The sequence below is a fragment of the Alphaproteobacteria bacterium genome, from assembly GCA_024244705.1.
Classification (GTDB): Bacteria; Pseudomonadota; Alphaproteobacteria; order JAAEOK01; family JAAEOK01; genus JAAEOK01.
This window is the reverse complement of sequence record JAAEOK010000085.1, coordinates 57208-78199: the sequence shown is the minus strand read 5'-3', so window position 1 is coordinate 78199 and position 20992 is coordinate 57208. Positions and strand designations below refer to the sequence as shown.

Here is a 20992-nt window from a genome sequence, read left to right as displayed (position 1 = left end):
ACCTCTCTAAATTCGCCAAAAATTGGGGGAGCGACAGGATGGTATCGGATGCAGATTCGATCGGGACGACACGCCCTCACCCGGGCGCCGGACGGCGTCACGCGCTGCCCTATACCAAGGGCCGGCAACTCGATTTGGCGGCCCTTGCCGAGGTCCAAGATCTGCTCGGCGACCGCTCGCGGCGGCGCGATCTCTTGATCGAGCATTTGCACCTGATCCAGGACCGCCACCGCCGTCTTTCGGCTCCCCACCTGGTCGCTTTGGCCCACGAAATGAACGTGCCGCTGACCGAGGTCTTTGAAGTCGCAACATTCTACGCCCACTTCGACGTCGTGCTCGACGACGGTCCGGTGGCGGAATTGACGATCAGGGTCTGCGACAGCCTGACCTGCGAGATGATGGGCGCCCAGGAGTTGATCGGGTTGCTTGCCGCGCGGTTCGCGGACCGGCCGGTGCGCGTGGTAAGGGCGCCGTGTATGGGTCGTTGCGAAAAGGCGCCGACGGCCGAAATCGGCCACCGCCATGTCGACCAAGCCAACCTCGACAGCATCGTGGCGGCGGTCGAGGACGGCGACACCCATCCCGAGATCCCGCCCCACGAGTCGTTCGACGACTATCGTGCGGATGGTGGTTATAGCTTGCTCCACGACTGCCTCGATGGTGCCCGCGAAGCCACGGCGTTGATCGAAATCTTGAAGGATTCGGGCCTGCGCGGGCTCGGCGGGGCCGGATTTCCGGCCGGCATGAAATGGGAACTCGTGCGCAAAGAGCCGGCGCCGCGGTTGATGGCGGTCAATGCCGACGAGGGTGAGCCCGGCACATTCAAGGACCGCTACTACATGGAGACCGATCCCCACCGGTTTCTGGAGGGGACCCTGATCGGCGCCTGGGCAGTGGAAGCCGCGGACGTTTATGTCTACCTGCGCGACGAATACCCCGGCGTGCGCGAAGTGTTGCTGGAGGAAATCGAGCGCGTCGAGGCGGCCGGCCTGTCACCCCATACCAAGCTCCACCTCCGCCGCGGCGCCGGCGCCTATATTTGCGGCGAGGAATCGGCGATGCTCGAGAGCATCGAGGGCAAAAGAGGGCTGCCGCGCCACAAGCCGCCCTACCCGTCCCAGGTCGGCCTGTTTGGGCAACCGACCCTCATTCACAACGTCGAGACTCTGTTCTGGGTCCGCGATATCGTCGAGAAAGGCGCCGACTGGCTCACCGGAGAGGGCCGCAACGGCCGCCAGGGCCTGCGCAGCTTCTCAGTCTCCGGCCGGGTCAAGGAGCCGGGGGTCAAGCTCGCCCCGGCGGGTGTCACAGTCCGCGAGCTGATCGACGAGTTCTGCGGCGGGATAGCCGATGGCCACACCTTCATGGGCTATCTTCCCGGCGGCGCCTCGGGTGGCATTCTGCCGGCGTCGATGGATGACATCCCGCTCGATTTCGGCACCCTCGAGCCGCACGGCTGCCTCATCGGCTCGGCGGCGGTGATCGTGCTCTCCGATCAAGATAGCGCGAAGGCCGCGGCGCTCAACCTGATGCGGTTCTTCGAGGACGAGAGCTGCGGCCAGTGCACGCCGTGCCGCGTCGGCACCGAAAAGGCGGTACGATTGATGTCGCAGCAGACCTGGGATGCGCCGTTGCTGGAGGAACTCAGCGGCGCCATGGCCGACGCGTCGATCTGCGGTCTCGGACAGGCCGCGTCCAATCCGCTAATGTGCGTATTGAAGCATTTTCCCGAGGATCTGAAATGAGCGAGCCGATCGCCTTCACGCTGAACGGGGCGGAGGTCGAGGCTCAGGCCGGCGAAACCATCTGGCAGGTGGCCAACCGGCTCGGTACCGAGATTCCCCATCTCTGCTATGCACCGGAACCGGGCTACCGGCCCGACGGCAACTGTCGCGCCTGCATGGTCGAAATCGACGGCGAGCGCGTGCTGGCGGCGTCGTGCATCCGCAAGCCGACGCCGGGGATGCAGGTCAGTTCGGTCTCCGACCGGGCCAAGAAATCGCGTGATATGGTGATGGAATTGCTGATCGCGGATCAGCCCGAGCGTGCCACCGCCCACGATCCGGATTCCAAGTTCTGGCACTGGGCGGACTCCATGGGCGTCGCGACGAGCCGTTTCCCGCGCGACGATTCGCCGGCGCCGGACGTCAGCCACCCCGCGATGGCGGTCAACCTCGATGCCTGCATTCATTGCAATTTGTGTGTCCGGGCCTGCCGCGAGGTCCAGGTCAACGACGTCATCGGCATGGCCGGCCGCGGCGCCCACAGCAAGATCGTGTTCGACTTCAACGACCCGATGGGTGACAGCACCTGCGTCGCCTGCGGCGAATGCGTCCAAGCCTGCCCGACTGGCGCACTGATGGAATCCAAGCTGCTCGATGAGAAGGGTGTCTATATCGATCGCGAACTTCGCGAGGTCGAGAGCGTCTGCCCCTATTGTGGCGTCGGTTGCCAGATTACCTATCAGATCGACGGCGATGATATCGTCGCCGTACAGGGCCGGGACGGCCCGTCCAATCACAACAGGCTCTGCGTCAAGGGGCGCTTCGGTTTCGACTATGTCGGCCATGCCGATCGTTTGAAGGTGCCGATGGTGCGCCGCGAGGACGCGCCCAAATCGGCCGACATCTATATCGATCCGGCCAACCCGTGGACCCATTTCCGCGAGGCATCGTGGGACGAAGCATTGGACATTGCGGCCGCCGGCCTGGTCAAGATTCGCGACCGCGACGGGCCCAAGGCACTCGCCGGCTTCGGCTCGGCCAAATGCTCCAACGAAGAGGCCTACCTATTCCAGAAGCTGGTCCGTACCGGCTTCGGCAGCAACAATGTCGATCACTGCACCCGGCTGTGCCACGCGTCATCGGTGGCGGCGCTGATGGAGAATATCGGCTCGGGCGCGGTTACCGCGCCGTTCATGGCGGCCGAAGACGCGGACGTCATCATCGTCATCGGCGCCAACCCGACCAACAACCACCCGGTGGCGGCGACTTTCTTCAAGAACGAGGCCAGGAAGGGCAAGACGCTGATCGTCATAGACCCGCGCGGTCAGGCTCTGAAACGCCATGCCACCCACATGCTTCAATTCAACGCGGGCAACGACGTCGCCCTTCTCAATGCGATGATCAACGTGATCATCGAGGAGGAACTCTACGACCAGCAATACGTCGAGGCAATGACCGAGGGGTTCGAGGGGCTCAAGGCGCATATCGGCGCGTTCACGCCGGAAACGATGGCGGAGATTTGCGGCATCGATGCCGATACGCTGCGCACCGTCGCCCGCGTCTATGCCCGCGCCGAGCGCGCGATCATATTCTGGGGCATGGGTATCTCGCAGTCCACCCACGGCACCGACAACGCGCGCAGCCTGATCGCCTTGGCGCTGCTCTGCGGCCATGTCGGACGGCCCGGGACCGGGCTTCATCCGCTGCGTGGCCAGAACAACGTCCAAGGCGCTTCCGACGCCGGTTTGATCCCGATGGTCTATCCCGACTATCAGAGCGTTGAGCACGAGGCTGCCCGCAAACGCTTCGAGCAGGCCTGGGAAGCCGAACTCGACCCCAAGCGCGGCCTGACCGCGGTCGAAATCATAAACGCGGCCCATGCCGGACAGATAAAGGGCATGTACATCATGGGCGAAAACCCGGCGATGTCGGACCCCGACCTCAACCACGCCCGCGAGGCGATGGCGATGCTCGATCATCTCGTCGTCCAGGATCTGTTCCTGACCGAGACCGCGATGTATGCCGACGTCGTCCTGCCGGCCTCCGCATGGCCTGAAAAAGACGGTACCGTCACCAATACCAACCGCCAAGTGCAGATGGGCCGCAGCGCCCTGAATCTGCCCGGTGATGCGCGCCAGGATTGGTGGATCATCCAGGAGATCGCGCGCCGCATCGGCCTCGACTGGAATTACAGCCACCCCCGTGATGCCTTCGCGGAGATGGCTACCGTGATGCCATCGCTCGACAACATCTCGTGGGACCGGGTCGACCGCGAATCGTCCGTGACCTATCCCTGTGCGGCGCCGGATCAACCGGGCCAGGACATTGTCTTCGGCGACGCCTATCCGACCGCGTCCGGACGCGGCAAATTCACCCCGGCCGCGGTGACGTCACCGAACGAATTGCCGGACCATGACTTCCCGATGATCTTGACCACCGGCCGCCGCCTCGAGCATTGGCATACCGGCGCCATGACGCGGCGCTCCGAGGTGCTCGACACGTTGGAGCCAGAGGCGATAGCGAGCTTCTCGCCGACCGACCTCGAACGGATGGGTATCCGGCCGGGTGAGCGCGTCCGCGTGGCGACCCGGCGCGGCGACATCGTGCTCGGCGCCAGGGCCGAAATGGCGGTGCCGCCGGGGATGGTATTCATCCCCTTCTGCTACGCCGAGGCACCGGCCAATATGCTGACCAACCCTCAGCTCGACCCGTTCGGCAAGATCCCCGAGTTCAAGTTCTGCGCCGCCCGCGTCGATAAGCTCGAAGACCGCGGCGCGGCCGAATAGGCGGGGCCGTCACGGCAACGCCGTCGCTGCCCAGGCCGAGCGCACGCCGAATCGGTCCAGTGCTCTTATGGATTTCGGCAGATATCATCGCCATAATTCGGCGCTGTTACGGAAGTTTGGCGGTCGGCGGATTGGACGCTCTATGAACATTGCCTTCCTCGGTTATCTGCCGCCGCTTCAAATCGGTGGCGGCGGGCTGTGCAACCACGAAATTCTCAAGGGCATGGTGACGCGCGGTTGGTCAGTAACGGCAATCGTCCCGCTCCCCGTCGGCGACCCGCCTGCCGCCTATCAAAGCGCCGCACCGGGGGTCCGATTCGTCACTTTCCCAACCGACGCCTTCGAAGCGGATGCCCTGGTGCCCAGAAATGACAATTATCGCAACCAGCGCCGCCACGTCCTAGCCCGCCTGAAGCGGTTGGTCGCCAACGATCGGCCGGATGCAATCTTCGTCGGCCGCAGCTCCTTCGCGCTTGACGTGCCCGCCTTCGCGCGCCGCCACGCCATCCCTACTTTGATCATCCATCATGGGTCCATCTATAGGATGCTCGCCGGCCACTATCCGCCGTCCCTGACCGAGGAGTATTTGGAAGATTTCCGCGCCATGGACGTCGCCATAGTTCCGTCCCACCATTCCGCGGCGCGTCTCCGCCAAGCCGGTTTCAGGGGCGTTCGCACGATCTGGAACGGCATCGACGTCGACCGGTTTCGCCCTGGCCGAGGGGACAAGGCGGTGTTGGAAAGATTGGCGATCCCACCCGGTCGCTTCGTCGTCTCCCATGTTTCGAACATGAAAGCGGTAAAACGGGTCGAGGACCTCGTCGCGGCCGCCAAGATCGCCGTCGAGCAAGAACCTCGCCTGCTCTTTCTCATCGTCGGCGGCGGTCCGTCGCTGGCCGGAGTCAAGAGCGCCGTCGATAACGCCGGTATTTCGGAGCATTTCCGTTTCACCGGTATGATTCCTTACGCTGAAGTTCCCGACTACATCGGGATCTCCGATACGGTGGCGATGCCGTCGGAAATCGAGTCGCTAAGCCGTGTCTATCTGGAAACGATGGCCTCCGCGAAAGTGCTCGTGGCGAGCGATATTCTCGCCTCCCGTGAGGTCGTCCAAGAGGGTGTCAGCGGCCTGCTTTTTCCCCGTGGCGACGCCGCGACACTCGCCGCCGTACTGGTCTCCGCCGCCCGTGACCCGGAAATGTGCGGCCGCATTGGCGCCGCCGCCCGCGCGCATGTCGTCGAACACCATCGAGTAGAAGACATGATCGATCGTTATCTCGCGACGTTCGAGGAGCTCGTTGCCGCCGGGAAGGCCGATTGCCGATCCGCGGCTCGGGTTTCGTAGTTCGAGGACATCTCGACCCGGGCCATGTGGAGGATCCTTTCAGCAAGTATTTCCGGAGACCGCGGGCGGTGAAGATAGAGGTGGAACGAAGGCCCCTGCATGACGCCGTCGGGGTCGAAATCCGGGATCTCGATCTCGGTGAAGGGTTTTCGAAACAGGCCGTCGAAACCGTACGCGACGCTGCCCATCACCACGCCTGTGTTCTGTTGCGGAAACAGGACATGCCGCCCCCGGCGCTGATGAGGTTGGGGGACGCGCTCGGCGTGCCGCTGCCGCCCTATCGGCCGCAATACAGCCTGCCTGGGTTCCCCGAGATTATCGCTGTGGGCAATGTCATCGAAGACGGTGCGGTCGCAACCTATCTCAACCGCGGCGGCGTCGAATGGCACACCGACAGCCCGGGCTCATCGCGGCCGCCGGGTTACAGCTTGCTCTATTGCCTCGAAAGCGACATGCCCGACGGTGGGGGCGAAACCGGATTCGCATCGTCCGTTTCAGGCTATCAGGCATTGTCAGAGTCCCTGAAGCGCCGCATGGACGACCTCAAATTGATCCATAGTTTCAATACCTTCAATGACCGCGTCGCCGGCTATCGGGACAGCACGGTGCCGGCCCAAGGGGCCGCGCTGCGGGCGCAAAACCGGGATACAATCCGACGACGCCGTTCAGGTTCATCCGGCGACCGGCGCGCGGCATCTCTATGTCTCGCATGCCATGATCAAGTCGATTCCCGGCATGGACTTCGCCCAAGGAATGGAACTCGTGATGCAGGCGGTCGCGGAAGCCACGATGCCCGAGCTCGTCTACAAACATCGATGGGCGCCGGGCGACCTGATCGTGTTCGATAATCGGACCTGTATGCACACCCCCTACCCTTACGACTTCGACGACTATCCGCGAACCCGGCGCCTGTTGCGCCAAATCATAGTCGGCGGCCGCGAGGGATGACGATAGGAGGATCGATCACGCGGCGTCGATTTCTTCGAACACTTCACGGGCAACGGAAATCCCATTGAAGCCGGACGGCCAGCCCGCGTAGTGGGCGACGTGGAGCATCAACTCCTTGATCTCGTCGCGGGTGACGCCGGCATTGAGTGCGCCTCTGACGTGGACGCGCAGCTGGCGTTCGAAGCCAAGGGCAGCGATGACCGAAACGGTGATCAGCTCGCGGTCGCGATGGTCGAGGCCGGGCCGGGTCCAAATATCGCCGAACAGGTGCTCGATGGTAACGCCGAGCATTTCGGCGTTGGCCTCATTCGGTACCGGCGCGCTGCCGAACAGCTTTTCCATCACCGCGAGGCCGCGGGCGTGACGATCGGTGTCTGCCATAATTGTCTCTCCCGTTTCGATATCCGTTCGCTGTCGACAGGGTCGCCAACAAGAATGGCCGGCCCGAATTATTGGGCGGCGGACGTGGTATCCACGACCAGGCTCTTCAAGGTCACCGATTGAAGTTCCTCGGTCAGCGCCTTGTCGAATCCGGCGAGCGCGCGTTCGACCGGCGCCGCCGCGGGCAGGCGCTCCGGCGTCAGTTCGGATTCATCAGCCGATCTCACCGCCTCAATGATCTCCGCGACCGTGGTCTTTTCCGGCGGATGGGCCGGCATGAAGAGCGGCGGGCTGTCATCGGTCCGCGCCAGCAAATGGCAAGCCACCAGGCGTGCGGCAATCGGCTCGAGGACGCTCGACGGCACGCCGATACGCCGCGCCAACCCGTCGATGCTCCACCCCGGCTCGCCGCTGTAGTAATTTTCGGTAACAAAAAACGCGGTCAGCAGAGCGAGTTTTTCCTTGATGCGGCTGCTGATACCGCCGTCGCCGCTGGTGCGCAGGTATTCCGGATACTGGTCGTAAAAGGCGATACAGGCGCCGATCAGAAGGATCAGCCAGCCGAGATAGATCCAGATCATGAACAGGACCAGGGTCGCGAAGGTCGAATAGATGGCGGCGTATTTCGCCGTGCCGACGACAAAAGATGTGAAGCCCCACCCGACCGTGTTCCACAGGACGCCGGCGATGACCCCGCCCAGGAACGCCGAGCGCAGCCGGACCTTGGTATTCGGCATGTAGAAGTAGATGAATGTGAAGGCCGCCATGATCATCAAATAGGGCACGACGAGACCGCTCACCGCGATCAAACCCTCCGACACCTCGTGCGGCACGTACTTTTCGACCACCGGCGCCGACACCACCGAAGCGGTGATGCCGATCGAGGAAAACACCAGCACCGGTCCGATCATCAGGACGCTGATATAATCGCGGAAGCGCTGGGCCAAGGAGCGTTCGATGCCGATGTGCCAGACGTAATTGAAGGCACGCTCGATCTTCCGCATCAGCGATACGACCGTATAGAACAGGAACACCAACCCGACGAAGCCGAGCACGCCGACCTGCACGTTGTCGACGAATTCGACGATCTGTTGCGCGATCTCCGTCCCCTTCTCGCCGAGCGGAGCGAGCAGGTTCATCAGCATCGGCTCGATCTGGTTGTGCACCCCGAACGCCTTGAGGACCGAGAAACTGATTGCCAGGAGCGGCACCATGGACAGCAACGTCGTATAGACGAGACCCATGGCACGCAGGGACAGCTGGCCCTCGAGGATGTCGCGGACGATGGCGTAGAGGATGCGCACGACCTTGACCGACCAATACTTCCACCATGGCATGGCGGCGATGTCGACGTCCCACAGATAGTCGTCGACGAGGCGCTGGAGCGCCGGTGGCAGGGTCGGATTGTGGCTCATGGTTCCGGTCTGGATTCAATCCTGAACGGCAATCTTCGCACCAAACGCTCTGAATCGACACGTAAATCTCGATAACCCGGAATGGCCCAGCCGCGCCAAGTGGGATGTGCGCCCTAATCGCAGTGCCTGAGATTCCCGTCTTCGTCGAAGGTGATACGGGCGTCCGCCGGGCAAATAACACCGTCGAAATGCGCGGCCTCGAAAAGGGTACAGCTTTGCAGCTTGCCGTTGGCATGCCGGATCATGGTCTGGCTGTGTGCGCATTTGATCCAACCGGTTTCGACGTGGACCTCATGGACGGCTTCGATCTCACAGCTCCGGATCGCCCCGTCGGGAAAGAAATCGATGGTGCCGCCGCGGCACTGCATCTGGCCGACGGCTGGTCCGGTCAGGACAAGCAGCGACACCGCCGTCGCGGCACCGGCCACGCGCCGGCACCGAGCCCTCACCCTGCCTTCCGGTGCCGGTCCAAGGCTGGAGCAACGACTATTCGGCGCCATCCTGAAAGCCATCCTGGCCGCGGTCCATTTGCCGCAAAATATCTTCTGCCGCATCGAGATCCTCGGGCCGATTGGTATTGAAGAACGGATCGACCGGCGCGCAGTCGAAAGCGACCGTGAGGTGGCGATGGCGGGCGGTCCAGACGTCGACCTTACGGATCTGCTCGTCGACCATGGCGCGGTGGAGGTTGTCGCGGAGCGCCACCGGCCACAAGCCAACGACCGGATGGCTGCGCTCGGCCGATGCGGCACAAGCCATGTCGCCGCCCTCGCCTTCGACCGCAGCCCGCAGGCGGGCGACCAAGTCCACCGGCATGAACGGCGCATCGGTCGGAAACGTGGCGACCAGAGAGGCGTCGGGCATGTGTTCGGCGGCCCAGGTCATCCCGGTCAGCACGCCGGCGAGCGGTCCGGCAAAGTCCGCCACGACGTCGGCCACAACCGGCCAGCCGAAATCGACAAACCGGGCGGGATCACCGTTGGCGTTGAGGATCAGGCGGTCGACCTGCGGCGACACCCGATCGCCGATGTGGGCCAGGATCGGACGGCCGCCGAGAGGACGCAGACATTTGTCACCGCCACCCATGCGGCGCGACCGGCCGCCGGCAAGCAAGACACCAACGATCGGCGAGCGAAAATTCCCGGTTGCCGGCATGCTATCCGATCACGACGTCCAAGCCGGCCCGGCGCTCTCCCGCCCGGCTGCGGGACAAGCGGGCACGGCACCGATCCGGCGCATTGCGAAGTCTTGACCACAGCGGAGTGAAAGCAGGTTGAGGCGGATTTCGATTTGCCCTAGGCGGCATCTTCGGCGAGTCCGCCCTTGCGTTGGTGACGGCTGGATTCTTCTCCGACCTGGTTGATGTCGGCATCGTGGACGATACGGTCCTCGCCGGCGAGCGCGACGAAGCGCTTGCCGCGGGCACGCCCGATCAGTGTGAGATGGGCCTGCTTGGCAAGGTCGACACCCCAAGCCGTAAAGCCCGAGCGCGAGATCAGGATCGGGATTCCCATCTGGACGGTCTTGATCACCATCTCGCTGGTGAGCCGGCCCGTGGTGTAAAAGATCTTGTCGTCGGGGCTGACGTCATTGAGGAACATGTAGCCGGCGATCTTGTCGACCGCGTTGTGACGGCCGACGTCTTCCATATAGACCAACGGACGGTCCTGCTCGCACAACACGCAGCCGTGAATCGCCCCCGCTTCGAGATACAGGCTGGGCGCGGTGTTGATCTTCTTGGTCAGGGCATAGAGCCAGGAGGTGTGTAGAACGACGTCCGTGGGCAGCGCGACGTCCTCGAACTTCTCCATCAAATCGCCGAATACCGTGCCCTGGGCGCAGCCCGAGGTTCGGGTTTTCTTTTTCAGCTTTTCCTCGTAGTCGGTTTCGCGCTCGGTCCGCACCACGACGACCTCGAGCTCGTCGTCGTAGTCGACTCCGGTTACGACGTCATCGGCGCGCAACATGTTTTGATTGACCAGGTAGCCGACGGCGAGGAATTCGGGATAGTCACCGATCGTCATCATGGTGACGATTTCCTGCCCGTTGAGAAACAGGGTCAGCGGCCGCTCGATGATGACCGAGGTTTCGATCGCCGTGCCCTCGTGGTCCACACCGGCCACGCGCTGGGTCAGTCGCGGGTCCTTGGGGTCCGGTCGAATGGTGAATTCATCCATAGCCGGAATATGACCAGCGGGCACCGAAAGGGCAAGCGGCGGCGCCTGCATCCGTCACACAAGGATTGTAAAATTCAACAGAATTTGCATATTATCACGTAATTATGCAGTCAAAATCCCTATGTCCGAGATATTTGCCGCATTCGGCAGCGCCGTATCGCTGATCGTCGCCTGGGACGCCGATCTAGCCGAAATCGTCGGTCTGTCGCTGCGCGTCAGCCTCGGCGCGGTGGCGGTCGCGTCGGTCATCGGCCTGCCGATCGGTGCCGCGGTCGCCCTCTACCGTTTTCCCGCCCGCAAGGTCGTGATCGTGCTTCTCAACGCCTTGATGGGCCTGCCGCCGGTCGTCGTTGGCTTGGTCGTCTATCTCTTCCTGTCGCGCTCGGGGCCACTCGGCTTCCTCGACCTGTTGTTTACGCCGACCGCTATGGTCATCGCCCAGACCATACTGATCGCCCCGATTATCGCCGCGCTCACGCGGCAGGTCCTCGAGGACATGTGGCTCGAATACGAGGAGCAGTTGCGTTCTCTCGGGGCGCGGACTAGCCGGGCGCTGTGGACCCTCCTTTGGGACGGCCGATTCACGCTCGTGACCGTGATCCTCGCCGGATTCGGACGCGCCAGCGCGGAGGTCGGCGCGGTCATCATCGTCGGCGGCAACATCGCCCATCTGACCCGGGTCATGACCACGTCGATCGCGCTCGAGACCCGTAAGGGCAATTTGGAACTGGCACTCGGCCTTGGCATCATCCTGATGTGCTTGGCGTTGGCGGTGAATGCCGCGGCCTACCTGGTCCGCGACCTCGCCGAGCGGCGGACCGGATAAGCCATGGATGCCGGGCCGGTCACGAATCATACGATCCTGCCGCTGTCGCTGGAACGTCTGACCTTCGATGCCGGCGGCAAAGCGATCCTTCACGAGCTCACCGCGCGGTTCGGTGCCGACGAACGCACCGTCATCCTCGGTCCCAACGGGGCAGGCAAAAGCGTGCTGCTTCGGATTTGCCACGGTCTGCTCAAGCCGACCTCCGGTGCGGTCCGCTGGGAAGGCGCGATCGGACGCCCCAACACGGCGCACGAACAGGCGATGGTCTTTCAACGTCCGGTCATGTTGCGGCGGTCCGCCTACGCCAACGTCGACTATGCCCTCAGCCTGCGCGGCGTGCCGCGCGAGAGGCGCCGCGAACGCGTGCTCGATGCCCTCGCCCATACCGGCCTGTCGCGCTTGGCCGACCAGCATGCCCGCGTCATGTCCGGCGGCGAGCAGCAGCGGCTCGCGCTGGCCCGGGTTTGGGCGCTGCACCCACAGGTCGTCTTCCTCGACGAACCGACTGCGAACCTCGATCCGCAGGCGAGCCGGCAAGTCGAACGCATCATCGACGCCATTCACGAGACCGGCAGCAAGATCATCATGACCACTCACGACCTCGGCCAGGCGCGCCGTCTCTCCGACGAGGTCTTGTTTCTACATCAGGGCCGCGTCCTCGAGCGCTCGCCGTCCGCGGCCTTTTTTGACGAACCCGCGACGGCTGAAGCGGGAGCCTTCATGCGGGGCGAGTTGCTGGCCTGAACCCCAATCGAAAGGAAGTCGATCATGTCCGTCTTTCGCCGTCTGATGCTCCAAATGGCCACCGCCCTATTGGTCGCCACCAGTGGCACCGCGTTCGGCGCAGAGAAATCGATCACGTTGGCGTCGACCACGTCGACGGACAACTCCGGCCTGTTCGCCTATTTGTTGCCGATCTTCGAAGCCGAATCCGGGATCCGGGTCGACGTCGTCGCCGTCGGCACCGGGCAAGCGATCCGTCTGGCCAAGGCGGGCGATGCCGATGTGCTGCTGATCCATGACAAGCCCTCGGAGGAAACGTTTGTCGCCGAAGGCTTCGGCGTCGAGCGGCGCGACGTGATGTACAACGACTTCGTGATCGTCGGACCGGCGAACGACCCTGCCGGCATTAAGGGCGGCGACGATGCAGTGAGGGCATTGCGCAGGATCGAAGCGAGTGGCGCACCCTTCGCCTCGCGCGGCGACGACAGCGGCACCAACAAAGCGGAATTGCGGCTGTGGAAAGCAGCCGGAATCGACCCGGCCGACGCCTCCGGTACCTGGTACCGCGAGACCGGGTCGGGCATGGGGCCGACGCTCAACACCGCGTCGAGCATGAACGCCTATACGCTGACCGACCGCGCCACCTGGCTCAGCTTCAAGAACCCGGGCGAACTGGAGCTCGTGGTCGAGGGCGACCGGCGCCTGTTCAACCAGTACGGCGTGATCCTCGTCAATCCGGTCAGGCACCCGCACGTCAAAGCCGAAGACGGCCAAGCCTTCGTCGATTGGATCACCTCGGCGGCGGGGCAGAAAGCGATCGGTCGCTTCGGAATCGGCAGCAAGCCGCTTTTCTTCCCCAATGCCATGATCACGGATTGAGCCATGGGGGAAACCATCGACACCAACGCGTATCCGATACGGAGGACGGCCATGGGTGTGAGAGCGGGAACAAGACCAGCCAAGGCCTCTGGAATCGTCGCCGGGGCCGTAATGATGATGGCGGTCGCCGGGACCGCGGGCGCCGGCGAGACGGTCACCGTGACCATGACCAAGGAGCAGTGGGACGCCATTCAGAGCGTCCTGCCGCGGCTCAACGAGCTCGAATCGTAGGTCCGCAACAACACTCAAAACCTGCAGGTTCAGCAAGGCCAGACCGAGGAGATCGGCCAGAAGGTGGGCCAGCTCACGGACGGGGCGGTCGATGCCGACCGGATTCCCGACCAGGGCTCGCTGGTAAACAGCGGCAAGAAGGGCATGACCTTCGAACTGTCGGGCCAGGTCAATATGGGCGTCATGTTCGCCGATACCGGCAGTGGTCCGGCGCTGGGAACCCCAATCGGAACGACGCCGGACAATGACCGCAAGGTCTGGATCGTCGACAACGACACGTCATCATCGCGGTTCCGCTTCATCGTCAAGGCGCCGATCGACGATGTCTGGAGCGCCGGCGCCACCGTAGAACTCGAACTCGAACAAAACGCCAGCAACGAGGTAAACCAGACCGACGCATCGACGCGGGCGTTCGATTTCAACCTTCGCAAGGGTGAGGCCTGGCTCAAGAACAAGAGCTGGGGAAAATTCTGGATCGGCCAGGGTGATACGGCAACGAACGGTATCACCGAGCAGGATCTCTCGGGCACAAAAGTCATCGCCAAATCGGACGTCCAGACCGTCGGCGGCGGGCTGATCTTCCGCGACGCGAACGGCATGCTCAACGCCGGTTTGCTCGACGTTGCCGACTTCTTCAACAACCTCGATGGGCTGAGTCGCAAGCAACGCGTCCGCTACGACACTCCGACGTTTGCCGGGTTTTCCCTGGCGACGAGCTATAGCGACGGTGGGTTCTACGACGTGCGCGTTCAGCACACGCAGAAATATCCGGCTCTCGGCGGCCTCAAAGTGGCAGCGGCGGCGGGCTGGTACGATGGGACGGACTCGGCGGGCAGTGGCAAGGAAGGCTTTGGCGGTTCGGCTTCGATCCTGCACGTGCCCACCGGCCTCAACATCTCCGGCGCGCACGGCCAAGTTCTCGACACAGACGGCGATACCGAGCCGCATTTCTATTACCTCAAGGGCGGCTGGCAAGGTAACCTCTTCGATTTCGGCAAGACCGCGCTGTCGGCGGATGCCTTCATCGGCGAGGATTACGAGCAGGACGGGAGCACGTCCGACGCCTATGGCTTCCAGTTGGTTCAGAACATCGATGCCAGCAACACCGAGCTTTATGCGGGCGGTCGCGTGTTCGAGGTGGAGAACCCCGGCGACGACTTTCAGGATATCTGGACCGGCATGGTCGGTGTGCGGCAGAAGTTCTAGGTCACCGGCACGGAGATATAGGAGACGCTTGGCATGCGATATTTGATCGTGGCGGTATTGCTGGTGTCGCTGGCGGCTTGCGCCGGCAGTGAGGATTTCGAATACGAGCAGCCGGATGGCATGAAGCCGGGTCCTGGCCTGTTCACGGGCGAGGACGGCGTCGTGAGTTTCACCATCCCCTATGATTGATCGGCTGCGACCGCGGAACCGATGAACAGACTGGCCGGAATTCTCCTGCTGGCGGCGGCGATCGCCTGGGGGCCGGAACAGGCTTCAGGACAAGACCCGGTACGCCTGGCGACGACGACGACGGTCGAGGAATCCGGCCTGCTCGATAATCTGCTCGAAGCCTATGCTCGGGATTCCGGCGAGACCGTCAGGGTGATCGTGCGCGGCACCGGCGAGGCGATTGCGCTCGCCCGCCGCGGCGACGTCGACCTGATCCTGGTCCATGACACGGAAGCGGAGAGAAATCTCGTTGCCGACGGCGGCGGAAGCGCCCGCGCCGATGTGATGTACAACGATTTCGTCATTGTCGGGCCGGGGGACGACCCGGTCGCGGTCAAAACCGCCACCGATGCCGCTACGGCGCTGCAGCGGATCGCCGATAGCGGTACGATGTTTATTTCTCGCGGCGACAATAGCGGAACCCACCGGCGCGAGCGCGAGCTATGGGCGATCGCGGGCCGAGATCCCCAGGGCCGCAGCGACGCCTGGTACCTCGAAAGCGGTAGCGGCCAAGGGGCGACCCTCAACATCGCATCGGCGCGGCTGGCTTACGCCCTGACCGATCGCGGCACGTGGCTGGCGTTCCGCAACAAGGACCAGCTGCGCATCCTGTTTGCCGGCGATCCGTTGCTTAAGAACGTCTACGGGTTGGTTCTCGTCGACCCCGACCGCCATGACGGCATCAATGCGGCGGGTGCGCGTCGCCTCGCCGACTGGCTTCTATCGGAACCGGGCCAGAAGGCGATCGCCGCCTATCGCATCGATGACGCGCCTGCCTTCCGGCCGGCGGCATCGAATTGGGAGGAATAACCCTTAAGGCCCGTTGTAGTGCACGCGACCGAGACCGCCCACGCCATAACCCTTGAGACTTGACGCGCGCGTGCGGAAGGCTTTCGAATGCGCGAAATCGAAAAGCGCCTGGATTTCGGGTTCGAAATAGTCGTGGCGCGTCATCACCAAGTCCAGGCGTTCTCGGTGCAGTGGTACAAAGTCGAGCTGGTATTGCGCCGCGACCGCGGCAAGACCCAGCCCGACATCGGCAAGGCCTTCCTGGATCGCCAGGCCGACATCGGTCTCCGTACGCGCCGGCGTGTCGGTCCAATCCAGCCGCGCCGGATCGATACCCTCGCGAACCAACAGATGCTCCAGCAGGATCTGGCTGCCGGCGCCCTTTTGACGTGGAATGACACGCATCCCTGTCTGCGTTGCGGCCGACAGGTCCGCCGCGCCTTTCGCTTTGCCGCGCGCTACGATGAGACCTTGTTGCCGCCCTGCCCATTCGATGACCACGATCGGCTGGCGGTCGAGCGCCGCGCGAACCATCGGCACGTTGTAGTCGCCGCTTTCTGCGTCGAGCACGTGAAGCGCGGCGACCATGGCCTCGCGGCGTGCAAGCCGTCCGAGGCCGTCGAGGCTGCCGCCCGGCAGAATGGCGAGGGTCGACGAAGATTCACGCAACGCCCACTCCAACAAGGGGTCATGGCTGCCGGCAACGACCCGCGGGACCGGGGGCTCTCCGGCTACCGGACCGTCGCTCCCCTCGAGCACCCAGAGATCGATTAAGGCCTTGGGAAACAACCATTTTCCGGTTACGCGCGTGCAAGGTATCCGGCGCCCGCGGACCAGGTCATAGACCTTTCGCTCCTTGATGCGGAGGTATTCGGCGACCTCCTTGGTCGTCATCATTTCAGGCATGCGGGCCCCCGGATGCACACGGTGCCGGCCTTCTATTCGAGTGCAATCTCTCCGCCGATGGCGACGTCGAGGCCGACGTCACCGATCGTCAGCTGCACGTTCACCGGCAGGGATTCACTGCCTGACAGCTTGCCTGACTCGAGAGCGTCCCGGATTGCGCCCTCGATCTCACGCTGCGAGGTCACACCGACTTTTTTGAGGAATTTCCGGATGCTCATGTTGAGCGTGTCTTGGTCCATATTTCTCTCCTATATCGAATGACTCAGGCCGCGGTGGCCAGAGGCAGGTTGAAGATCAGGTTTTGCGGCTTGATGCGGAGGACGCCGTCGGTGGTCATCGCCATCGCCATGTAGACGGGGCGACCCTTGACGTTCGGCAGCATGGCGTCGGGGTCGGGGAACTCAGCCCGAAACAGGCACAACAAGCGGTAGCGGCGGTCGTCGTTAAGCGGCACACCGTTGTACAGATCGTTGAGCATCGCGGTGGCCTCGGAGTCCAAGCCAACGTGCCACACCCATCGTTCATCGCTGATCGACTGCACCGGATAGATCGTCACCTCTATCGCCAGCAGGTGTCGCACCCAGGCTTCGAGGGCCCGGCAGAACGCGTCGAGACCCGGCTTGGTAAAACCGATATCGAGCACGGTGTCGAAGCTGTCGCTGCGCCGCCAATAGACGGCCCCGGTCTCCTCGTCGAGAACATCGAGCTCGATGACACGGCCGCTGGGCTGGGAGTCTGTCAACAATTGGCCGATATGGTCGAAATGCACAATCCCATCTCGGGCATCGCGCGTGGCACGCATGTCGACGATTTCCTCATCGGCGACCATGATCGTGTCCTCTTTGATCGTGACCTTCTGGCTGCGGAACAACAGCTCGCCGGCGCGGACCCGGAGCGGGTCCGGACAACGGTCGAGAACGCCCCGCATGATCGCATGGACCAGCTGATCCAAGAACAGCGGCGGGAAACCGGACACCCCATTGCGGAACAGGGCTATGTAGCCGGATTCCAGCGTACCCTCGCGCAACAATACGTCGCGAAAACGCAACACCGCATGATAATTGTCGCGGGCGTCGGGATCGGCAAACTCTTCGATGCGACGTGCTTCCACGGCCATCGTCGGATCGGCCATCAGATCTTCATGGAGTCGAAGCTCGGCTGGGCAGGATTCCTCTACCGGCGCCAATTCCGGCCTGCCGATATAGGCACGCAAGAACTCCGGGGTGACCGCCAAGCGGCCGGTCTTGTCCTTGTTCAGCAAGTGATATCCGGACGAGCGCCAAAAATCCGCCATCTTCTAAGCCGCCTTCGGATCGAAGGGACACGACCCCCCCAATAGTGGTGGGCGCTCCTCCGACCATGACGAGCGAGGGCTGAAGAAGCTCGACGATGCGGGGCGCCGGGCCCCGGTGGCGATGATGTGTGCCGACAATTCCATCAAATCCTGTGATATGCGGGGAGGCCCGTAATTGAAACGCTTCGATCGATCACACACTGCCATCGTCCTCGACGATCGTCCAGATACGGGCGTGCGCGGCTTCTCGCGGCGGTTCGACGGTACGAAAGCGCTCGATAATATCGCCATCTTCGAAGTCGCGCTCGACGCAAAGCAGCGTGTTGACCTTGTGGTCGCAGAGACCGGCGGCAAATTCCGCCTCTTCGCGAGCAGCCGGCAGTGCCGTTTCGATATCGGGCGCACCGAATCGCTCAACCGCGTAGATTGCCAGTGCGTGCAGCACGCCTTGATACTCTTCGTCTTGGATTTCGGCGACACGGACAAAAGTCGACCAGCCGAAACTCGACGTGCCGAGAAACGCCCGCGCAAAAGCTTGGCGCCGCTTGCCGATCAGGGATTCCGGATCAGCGCCGGCAAAAACGAACGACCCCGAGACAGCCCACTCGTCAGGCGCCGCCGCGGCGTCATAGACATGGCTATCCGATATATCGAGCTGCACGGTTCGCGGGAACCGCATCTTCGCTACCGTCCAATCGCATCGGTCAGAAGAATGTCCCGCAGTCCGCTTTCCGTCGCCATTCGCAGGTCGCCGTCGGCGGTAACGTCGAGAAACTCTCCCATGACCGTCTGGCCGGCGAGCGCGACCGAAATTGATTTGCCGCCTCCCTTGATACGCGCCAACCATGCCGCCCGGAGCGGCGCAAAACCATCATCCTGCCAGCGATTGACCCAGGCCAGGAAATGCCGGCTGAAAGATTCCAGCGCGGCCGCGGCGGTCACGTCGACGCAGTTCTCATATGAGAGTGTCGTCTGCGGTATCGAATCCCGTTTCGACGATTGGGGCTGCCCGGTAATCGATAGTCCAGCACCGAGTACCAACCATTCGGGAATGTCCTCCGCTGTTATGTTCTCGGGCGCTCGCAGTTCGATCGAAGCGGCGCGGCGCTCGTTGACATGAATGTCGCCCGGCCAACCGAAGCCGACCTCTACTCCGGGAGGTAAAATCGAGGCTAGCGCATCGCCCATGCCAAGCGCACCGGAGAACATGACCGGCGCGGCCCTGGCCCACGGCTCCGTTGGCGTGAGGACGATCGCGCAATCGAGGCAATCCGCGCGATCGGACCAAGCCAGGGTCGCCGGATCGGCGCCATCCTTGGCAAGGGCAATGGCGCATTGCATCGCCGAATCGTCGCTAGCGATTCGAACCAACCGATAGAGCGGCGGCAATGTCAGGGAATCGATCATCGGCGACATCGGTTGCGCGGCAGCGGCTCAGCGGAGAAGCACAATTGGAATACTCGATCGGAAGAAACGAAGTGTCGCCTTGCGACCGGTCAGCGCCATCGCGGACCCGCGGAAACATGCGACGGATGCGCAACAAGACGGGCGCAGCGGCTAGTTGTCGAGCCGCACGTTGCCGCCCGAATATACATCCTCCGAACTGGACGGAAGATCGTTGAGGGTCAAATAGGCGCCGAACGCGATAAGCAACGCGGCGCAGATACTGGCGATAAAGGCGTTCATGTTGTTGTCACTCCCTAACTCCGGCGCGTGGCGCGGGATTGTACCTTGTTGCCCATGATAAGGCCGCTCGTGTCACTATGAAACATCATTGCGCGCCGTCGACGGCGGTCGCCTCTCTTAGATATTCGATCAACGCCATCCGGTCGTCGTCATTTGGCATGCGCTGGAGCGGCATCTTCGACCCGGGTGTGTATTCCTGCGGACCTTCGGTGAACAGCGCGTTTATGGTCGCGTCCGACCAGATAATCGTGCTGTCGCGCAGGGCCTCGGAGTAGCGATAGCCGGGTACCGACCCGGCACGACGGCCGAACAACCCGTGCAACGGCGGACCGGCCTTGTTTCCTCCGTTGGCGGTCAGGTTGTGACAGGCGGCACATTTTCGGAACAGCGCGGCACCGCGTCCGGCTTCGGCGACGGCATCGGATGTTTCCGGCGCTTTGGCTTCGAGACCCAACGAGGCGCCGCTGCGGACGTCCCACACTTTGATCAGGTCGTCGGCACCGGCCGAAATCAGGCGTTCGCCGTCGGCAGCGAAGGTCAGCGTCCAGACCGGGCCGCGATGGCCTCGCAGGGCGCGAATAAAGGCGCGTTGCGGTAGATCCCACAGGAAGATCCTGCCGCCAAATCCGGCCGAAGCGATGTAGCGGCCTTCCTTGTCCACCGCGACCGCCAAGACCGAGCCTTCATGCCCTTCGAGCTTGGCCAAGGCTTCGCCGGTTTCGATCGACCAAATGCGCACGGTTTCGTCGGTGCTCGCCGAGACGGCCAACTTTCCGTCCGGCGTAAAGACGACGCTGTTGACGGCAAAATCATGGCCGGGCTGCTTCCATACCTGGGCGCCGTCTTCGACCGACCACAGGCGAACGGTGGTGTCGTAACTGCCCGTCAACAGGCGGCTGCCGTCGGGGGAGAACGCGACGGCGTTGACGTTGCTGTCATGACCCTCAATCTCACCAACCGCCTTTCCCGATGCCAGGTCCCAAAGCCGGACCATCCGATCCCAGCCCCCCGACGCGGCGAGCGCGCCGTCGGGCGATACCGCGACCGAGGAAACTTTGCCGATGTGGCCTTCGAAGCGCCGCAGAACCGCCCCATCCGAAAGGCGCAGCAACATGAGCGTACCGTCGTCGCTGGCCGATAGGACGCGTGCGCCGTCAGGCGACAGGGCCACCGAATTGACCGCCCCGTCATGCTCGACGAAGGTTTCGATCGGTCGCTCGGAACCGAGGTCCCACAAAATTACAGAGTAATCGAAACTTCCCGAAACCACGCGCTGCCCGTCCGGCATAGCCTGCACGCTTTTGACCGGTCCGCCATGACCGATCATGTCGGCCCCGGTCTCCGCCGACCACGAGAACGCCAGCAGTACCGCCACCAAGAAGCAGCGGTCGACCGTGGCACGACGACGGGAGCCGGTCACGGCCCCAATCGGGCGCGTTCAGCCGGCG

Annotated in this window: 22 protein-coding genes and 1 pseudogene; 12 read left to right on the top strand and 11 right to left on the bottom strand. The window is 63.2% G+C overall.

What is annotated here, in order from left to right; translation table 11 throughout:
* Positions 1–38 precede the first annotated feature (38 nt).
* The 5 genes and pseudogenes from GY791_16255 (at position 39) to GY791_16235 (ending at position 6803) form a co-directional block, all read left to right on the top strand.
* Positions 39–1745: an NADH-quinone oxidoreductase subunit F gene (locus tag GY791_16255; GenBank protein MCP4329980.1), complete on the top strand. Its 1707-nt coding sequence runs from the start codon at positions 39–41 to the stop codon at positions 1743–1745.
* Positions 1742–4510: a formate dehydrogenase subunit alpha gene (fdhF, locus tag GY791_16250; protein MCP4329979.1), complete on the top strand. Its 2769-nt coding sequence runs from the start codon at positions 1742–1744 to the stop codon at positions 4508–4510. The genes GY791_16255 and fdhF overlap by 4 nt, the downstream gene beginning before the upstream one ends.
* Before the next feature lie 142 nt (positions 4511–4652).
* Entirely contained in the window at positions 4653–5855 is a 1203-nt protein-coding gene (locus tag GY791_16245) for a glycosyltransferase family 4 protein (protein MCP4329978.1), read from the top strand.
* Positions 5711–6472 (top strand): annotated as a pseudogene (locus GY791_16240) (TauD/TfdA family dioxygenase). The gene GY791_16245 and the pseudogene GY791_16240 overlap by 145 nt, the downstream one beginning before the upstream one ends.
* Entirely contained in the window at positions 6429–6803 is a 375-nt protein-coding gene (locus GY791_16235; GenBank protein MCP4329977.1) for a TauD/TfdA family dioxygenase, read from the top strand. Before GY791_16240 ends, GY791_16235 begins: the two are co-directional and overlap by 44 nt.
* 15 nt (positions 6804–6818) lie before the next feature.
* On the opposite strand, the gene GY791_16230 is transcribed toward GY791_16235, so the two are convergent.
* The 5 genes from GY791_16230 to fdhD form a co-directional block, all read right to left on the bottom strand.
* Positions 6819–7184, bottom strand: coding sequence for a carboxymuconolactone decarboxylase family protein (locus GY791_16230; GenBank protein MCP4329976.1), 366 nt, complete (start codon positions 7182–7184; stop codon positions 6819–6821).
* A gap of 68 nt (positions 7185–7252) precedes the next feature.
* A complete protein-coding gene (locus tag GY791_16225; protein MCP4329975.1) occupies positions 7253–8599 on the bottom strand; it encodes a YihY family inner membrane protein in 1347 nt (448 codons plus the stop codon).
* A 113-nt stretch (positions 8600–8712) separates the two neighbouring features.
* On the bottom strand, positions 8713–9027 hold the full coding sequence (locus tag GY791_16220) for a hypothetical protein (protein MCP4329974.1): 315 nt from the start codon (positions 9025–9027) through the stop codon (positions 8713–8715).
* A gap of 58 nt (positions 9028–9085) precedes the next feature.
* The gene (gene mobA, locus GY791_16215; GenBank protein MCP4329973.1) at positions 9086–9754 is read right to left on the bottom strand and encodes a molybdenum cofactor guanylyltransferase MobA; all 669 of its coding nucleotides are present in this window, start codon (positions 9752–9754) and stop codon (positions 9086–9088) included.
* Between the two features lie 140 nt (positions 9755–9894).
* Positions 9895–10776, bottom strand: a complete 882-nt coding sequence (gene fdhD / locus GY791_16210) for a formate dehydrogenase accessory sulfurtransferase FdhD (protein ID MCP4329972.1) — start codon at positions 10774–10776, stop codon at positions 9895–9897.
* Between the two features lie 121 nt (positions 10777–10897).
* Between fdhD and GY791_16205 the strand changes: the two genes are divergently transcribed.
* From GY791_16205 to GY791_16175, 7 genes are all read left to right on the top strand, one after another.
* Positions 10898–11602 carry an ABC transporter permease subunit gene (locus GY791_16205; protein ID MCP4329971.1) on the top strand — a complete coding sequence of 235 codons (705 nt, stop codon included), beginning with the start codon at positions 10898–10900 and terminating at the stop codon, positions 11600–11602.
* Positions 11603–11605: 3 nt separating this feature from the next.
* A complete protein-coding gene (locus GY791_16200; protein MCP4329970.1) occupies positions 11606–12346 on the top strand; it encodes an ATP-binding cassette domain-containing protein in 741 nt (246 codons plus the stop codon).
* A gap of 24 nt (positions 12347–12370) precedes the next feature.
* Positions 12371–13204, top strand: coding sequence for an extracellular solute-binding protein (locus GY791_16195; GenBank protein MCP4329969.1), 834 nt, complete (start codon positions 12371–12373; stop codon positions 13202–13204).
* Between the two features lie 51 nt (positions 13205–13255).
* Positions 13256–13435 (top strand): hypothetical protein, encoded by a 180-nt coding sequence (locus GY791_16190; GenBank protein MCP4329968.1) that lies wholly within the window; start codon positions 13256–13258, stop codon positions 13433–13435.
* A 63-nt stretch (positions 13436–13498) separates the two neighbouring features.
* Positions 13499–14641 carry a porin gene (locus GY791_16185; GenBank protein ID MCP4329967.1) on the top strand — a complete coding sequence of 381 codons (1143 nt, stop codon included), beginning with the start codon at positions 13499–13501 and terminating at the stop codon, positions 14639–14641.
* A 33-nt stretch (positions 14642–14674) separates the two neighbouring features.
* Complete coding sequence (locus tag GY791_16180) at positions 14675–14830, top strand: hypothetical protein (GenBank protein MCP4329966.1); 156 nt, start codon at positions 14675–14677, stop codon at positions 14828–14830.
* Between the two features lie 21 nt (positions 14831–14851).
* Positions 14852–15679 (top strand): solute-binding protein, encoded by an 828-nt coding sequence (locus GY791_16175; protein MCP4329965.1) that lies wholly within the window; start codon positions 14852–14854, stop codon positions 15677–15679.
* A 3-nt stretch (positions 15680–15682) separates the two neighbouring features.
* On the opposite strand, the gene GY791_16170 is transcribed toward GY791_16175, so the two are convergent.
* From GY791_16170 to GY791_16145, 6 genes are all read right to left on the bottom strand, one after another.
* Positions 15683–16552 (bottom strand): helix-turn-helix transcriptional regulator, encoded by an 870-nt coding sequence (locus tag GY791_16170; GenBank protein MCP4329964.1) that lies wholly within the window; start codon positions 16550–16552, stop codon positions 15683–15685.
* 44 nt (positions 16553–16596) lie between these two features.
* On the bottom strand, positions 16597–16803 hold the full coding sequence (locus GY791_16165; protein MCP4329963.1) for a hypothetical protein: 207 nt from the start codon (positions 16801–16803) through the stop codon (positions 16597–16599).
* Positions 16804–16826: 23 nt separating this feature from the next.
* Entirely contained in the window at positions 16827–17858 is a 1032-nt protein-coding gene (locus GY791_16160) for a hypothetical protein (protein MCP4329962.1), read from the bottom strand.
* Between the two features lie 193 nt (positions 17859–18051).
* Positions 18052–18537: a hypothetical protein gene (locus tag GY791_16155; GenBank protein ID MCP4329961.1), complete on the bottom strand. Its 486-nt coding sequence runs from the start codon at positions 18535–18537 to the stop codon at positions 18052–18054.
* A 5-nt stretch (positions 18538–18542) separates the two neighbouring features.
* Positions 18543–19265, bottom strand: coding sequence for a hypothetical protein (locus GY791_16150; protein MCP4329960.1), 723 nt, complete (start codon positions 19263–19265; stop codon positions 18543–18545).
* A 364-nt stretch (positions 19266–19629) separates the two neighbouring features.
* The gene (locus GY791_16145) at positions 19630–20964 is read right to left on the bottom strand and encodes a c-type cytochrome (protein ID MCP4329959.1); all 1335 of its coding nucleotides are present in this window, start codon (positions 20962–20964) and stop codon (positions 19630–19632) included.
* Positions 20965–20992: the final 28 nt, after the last annotated feature.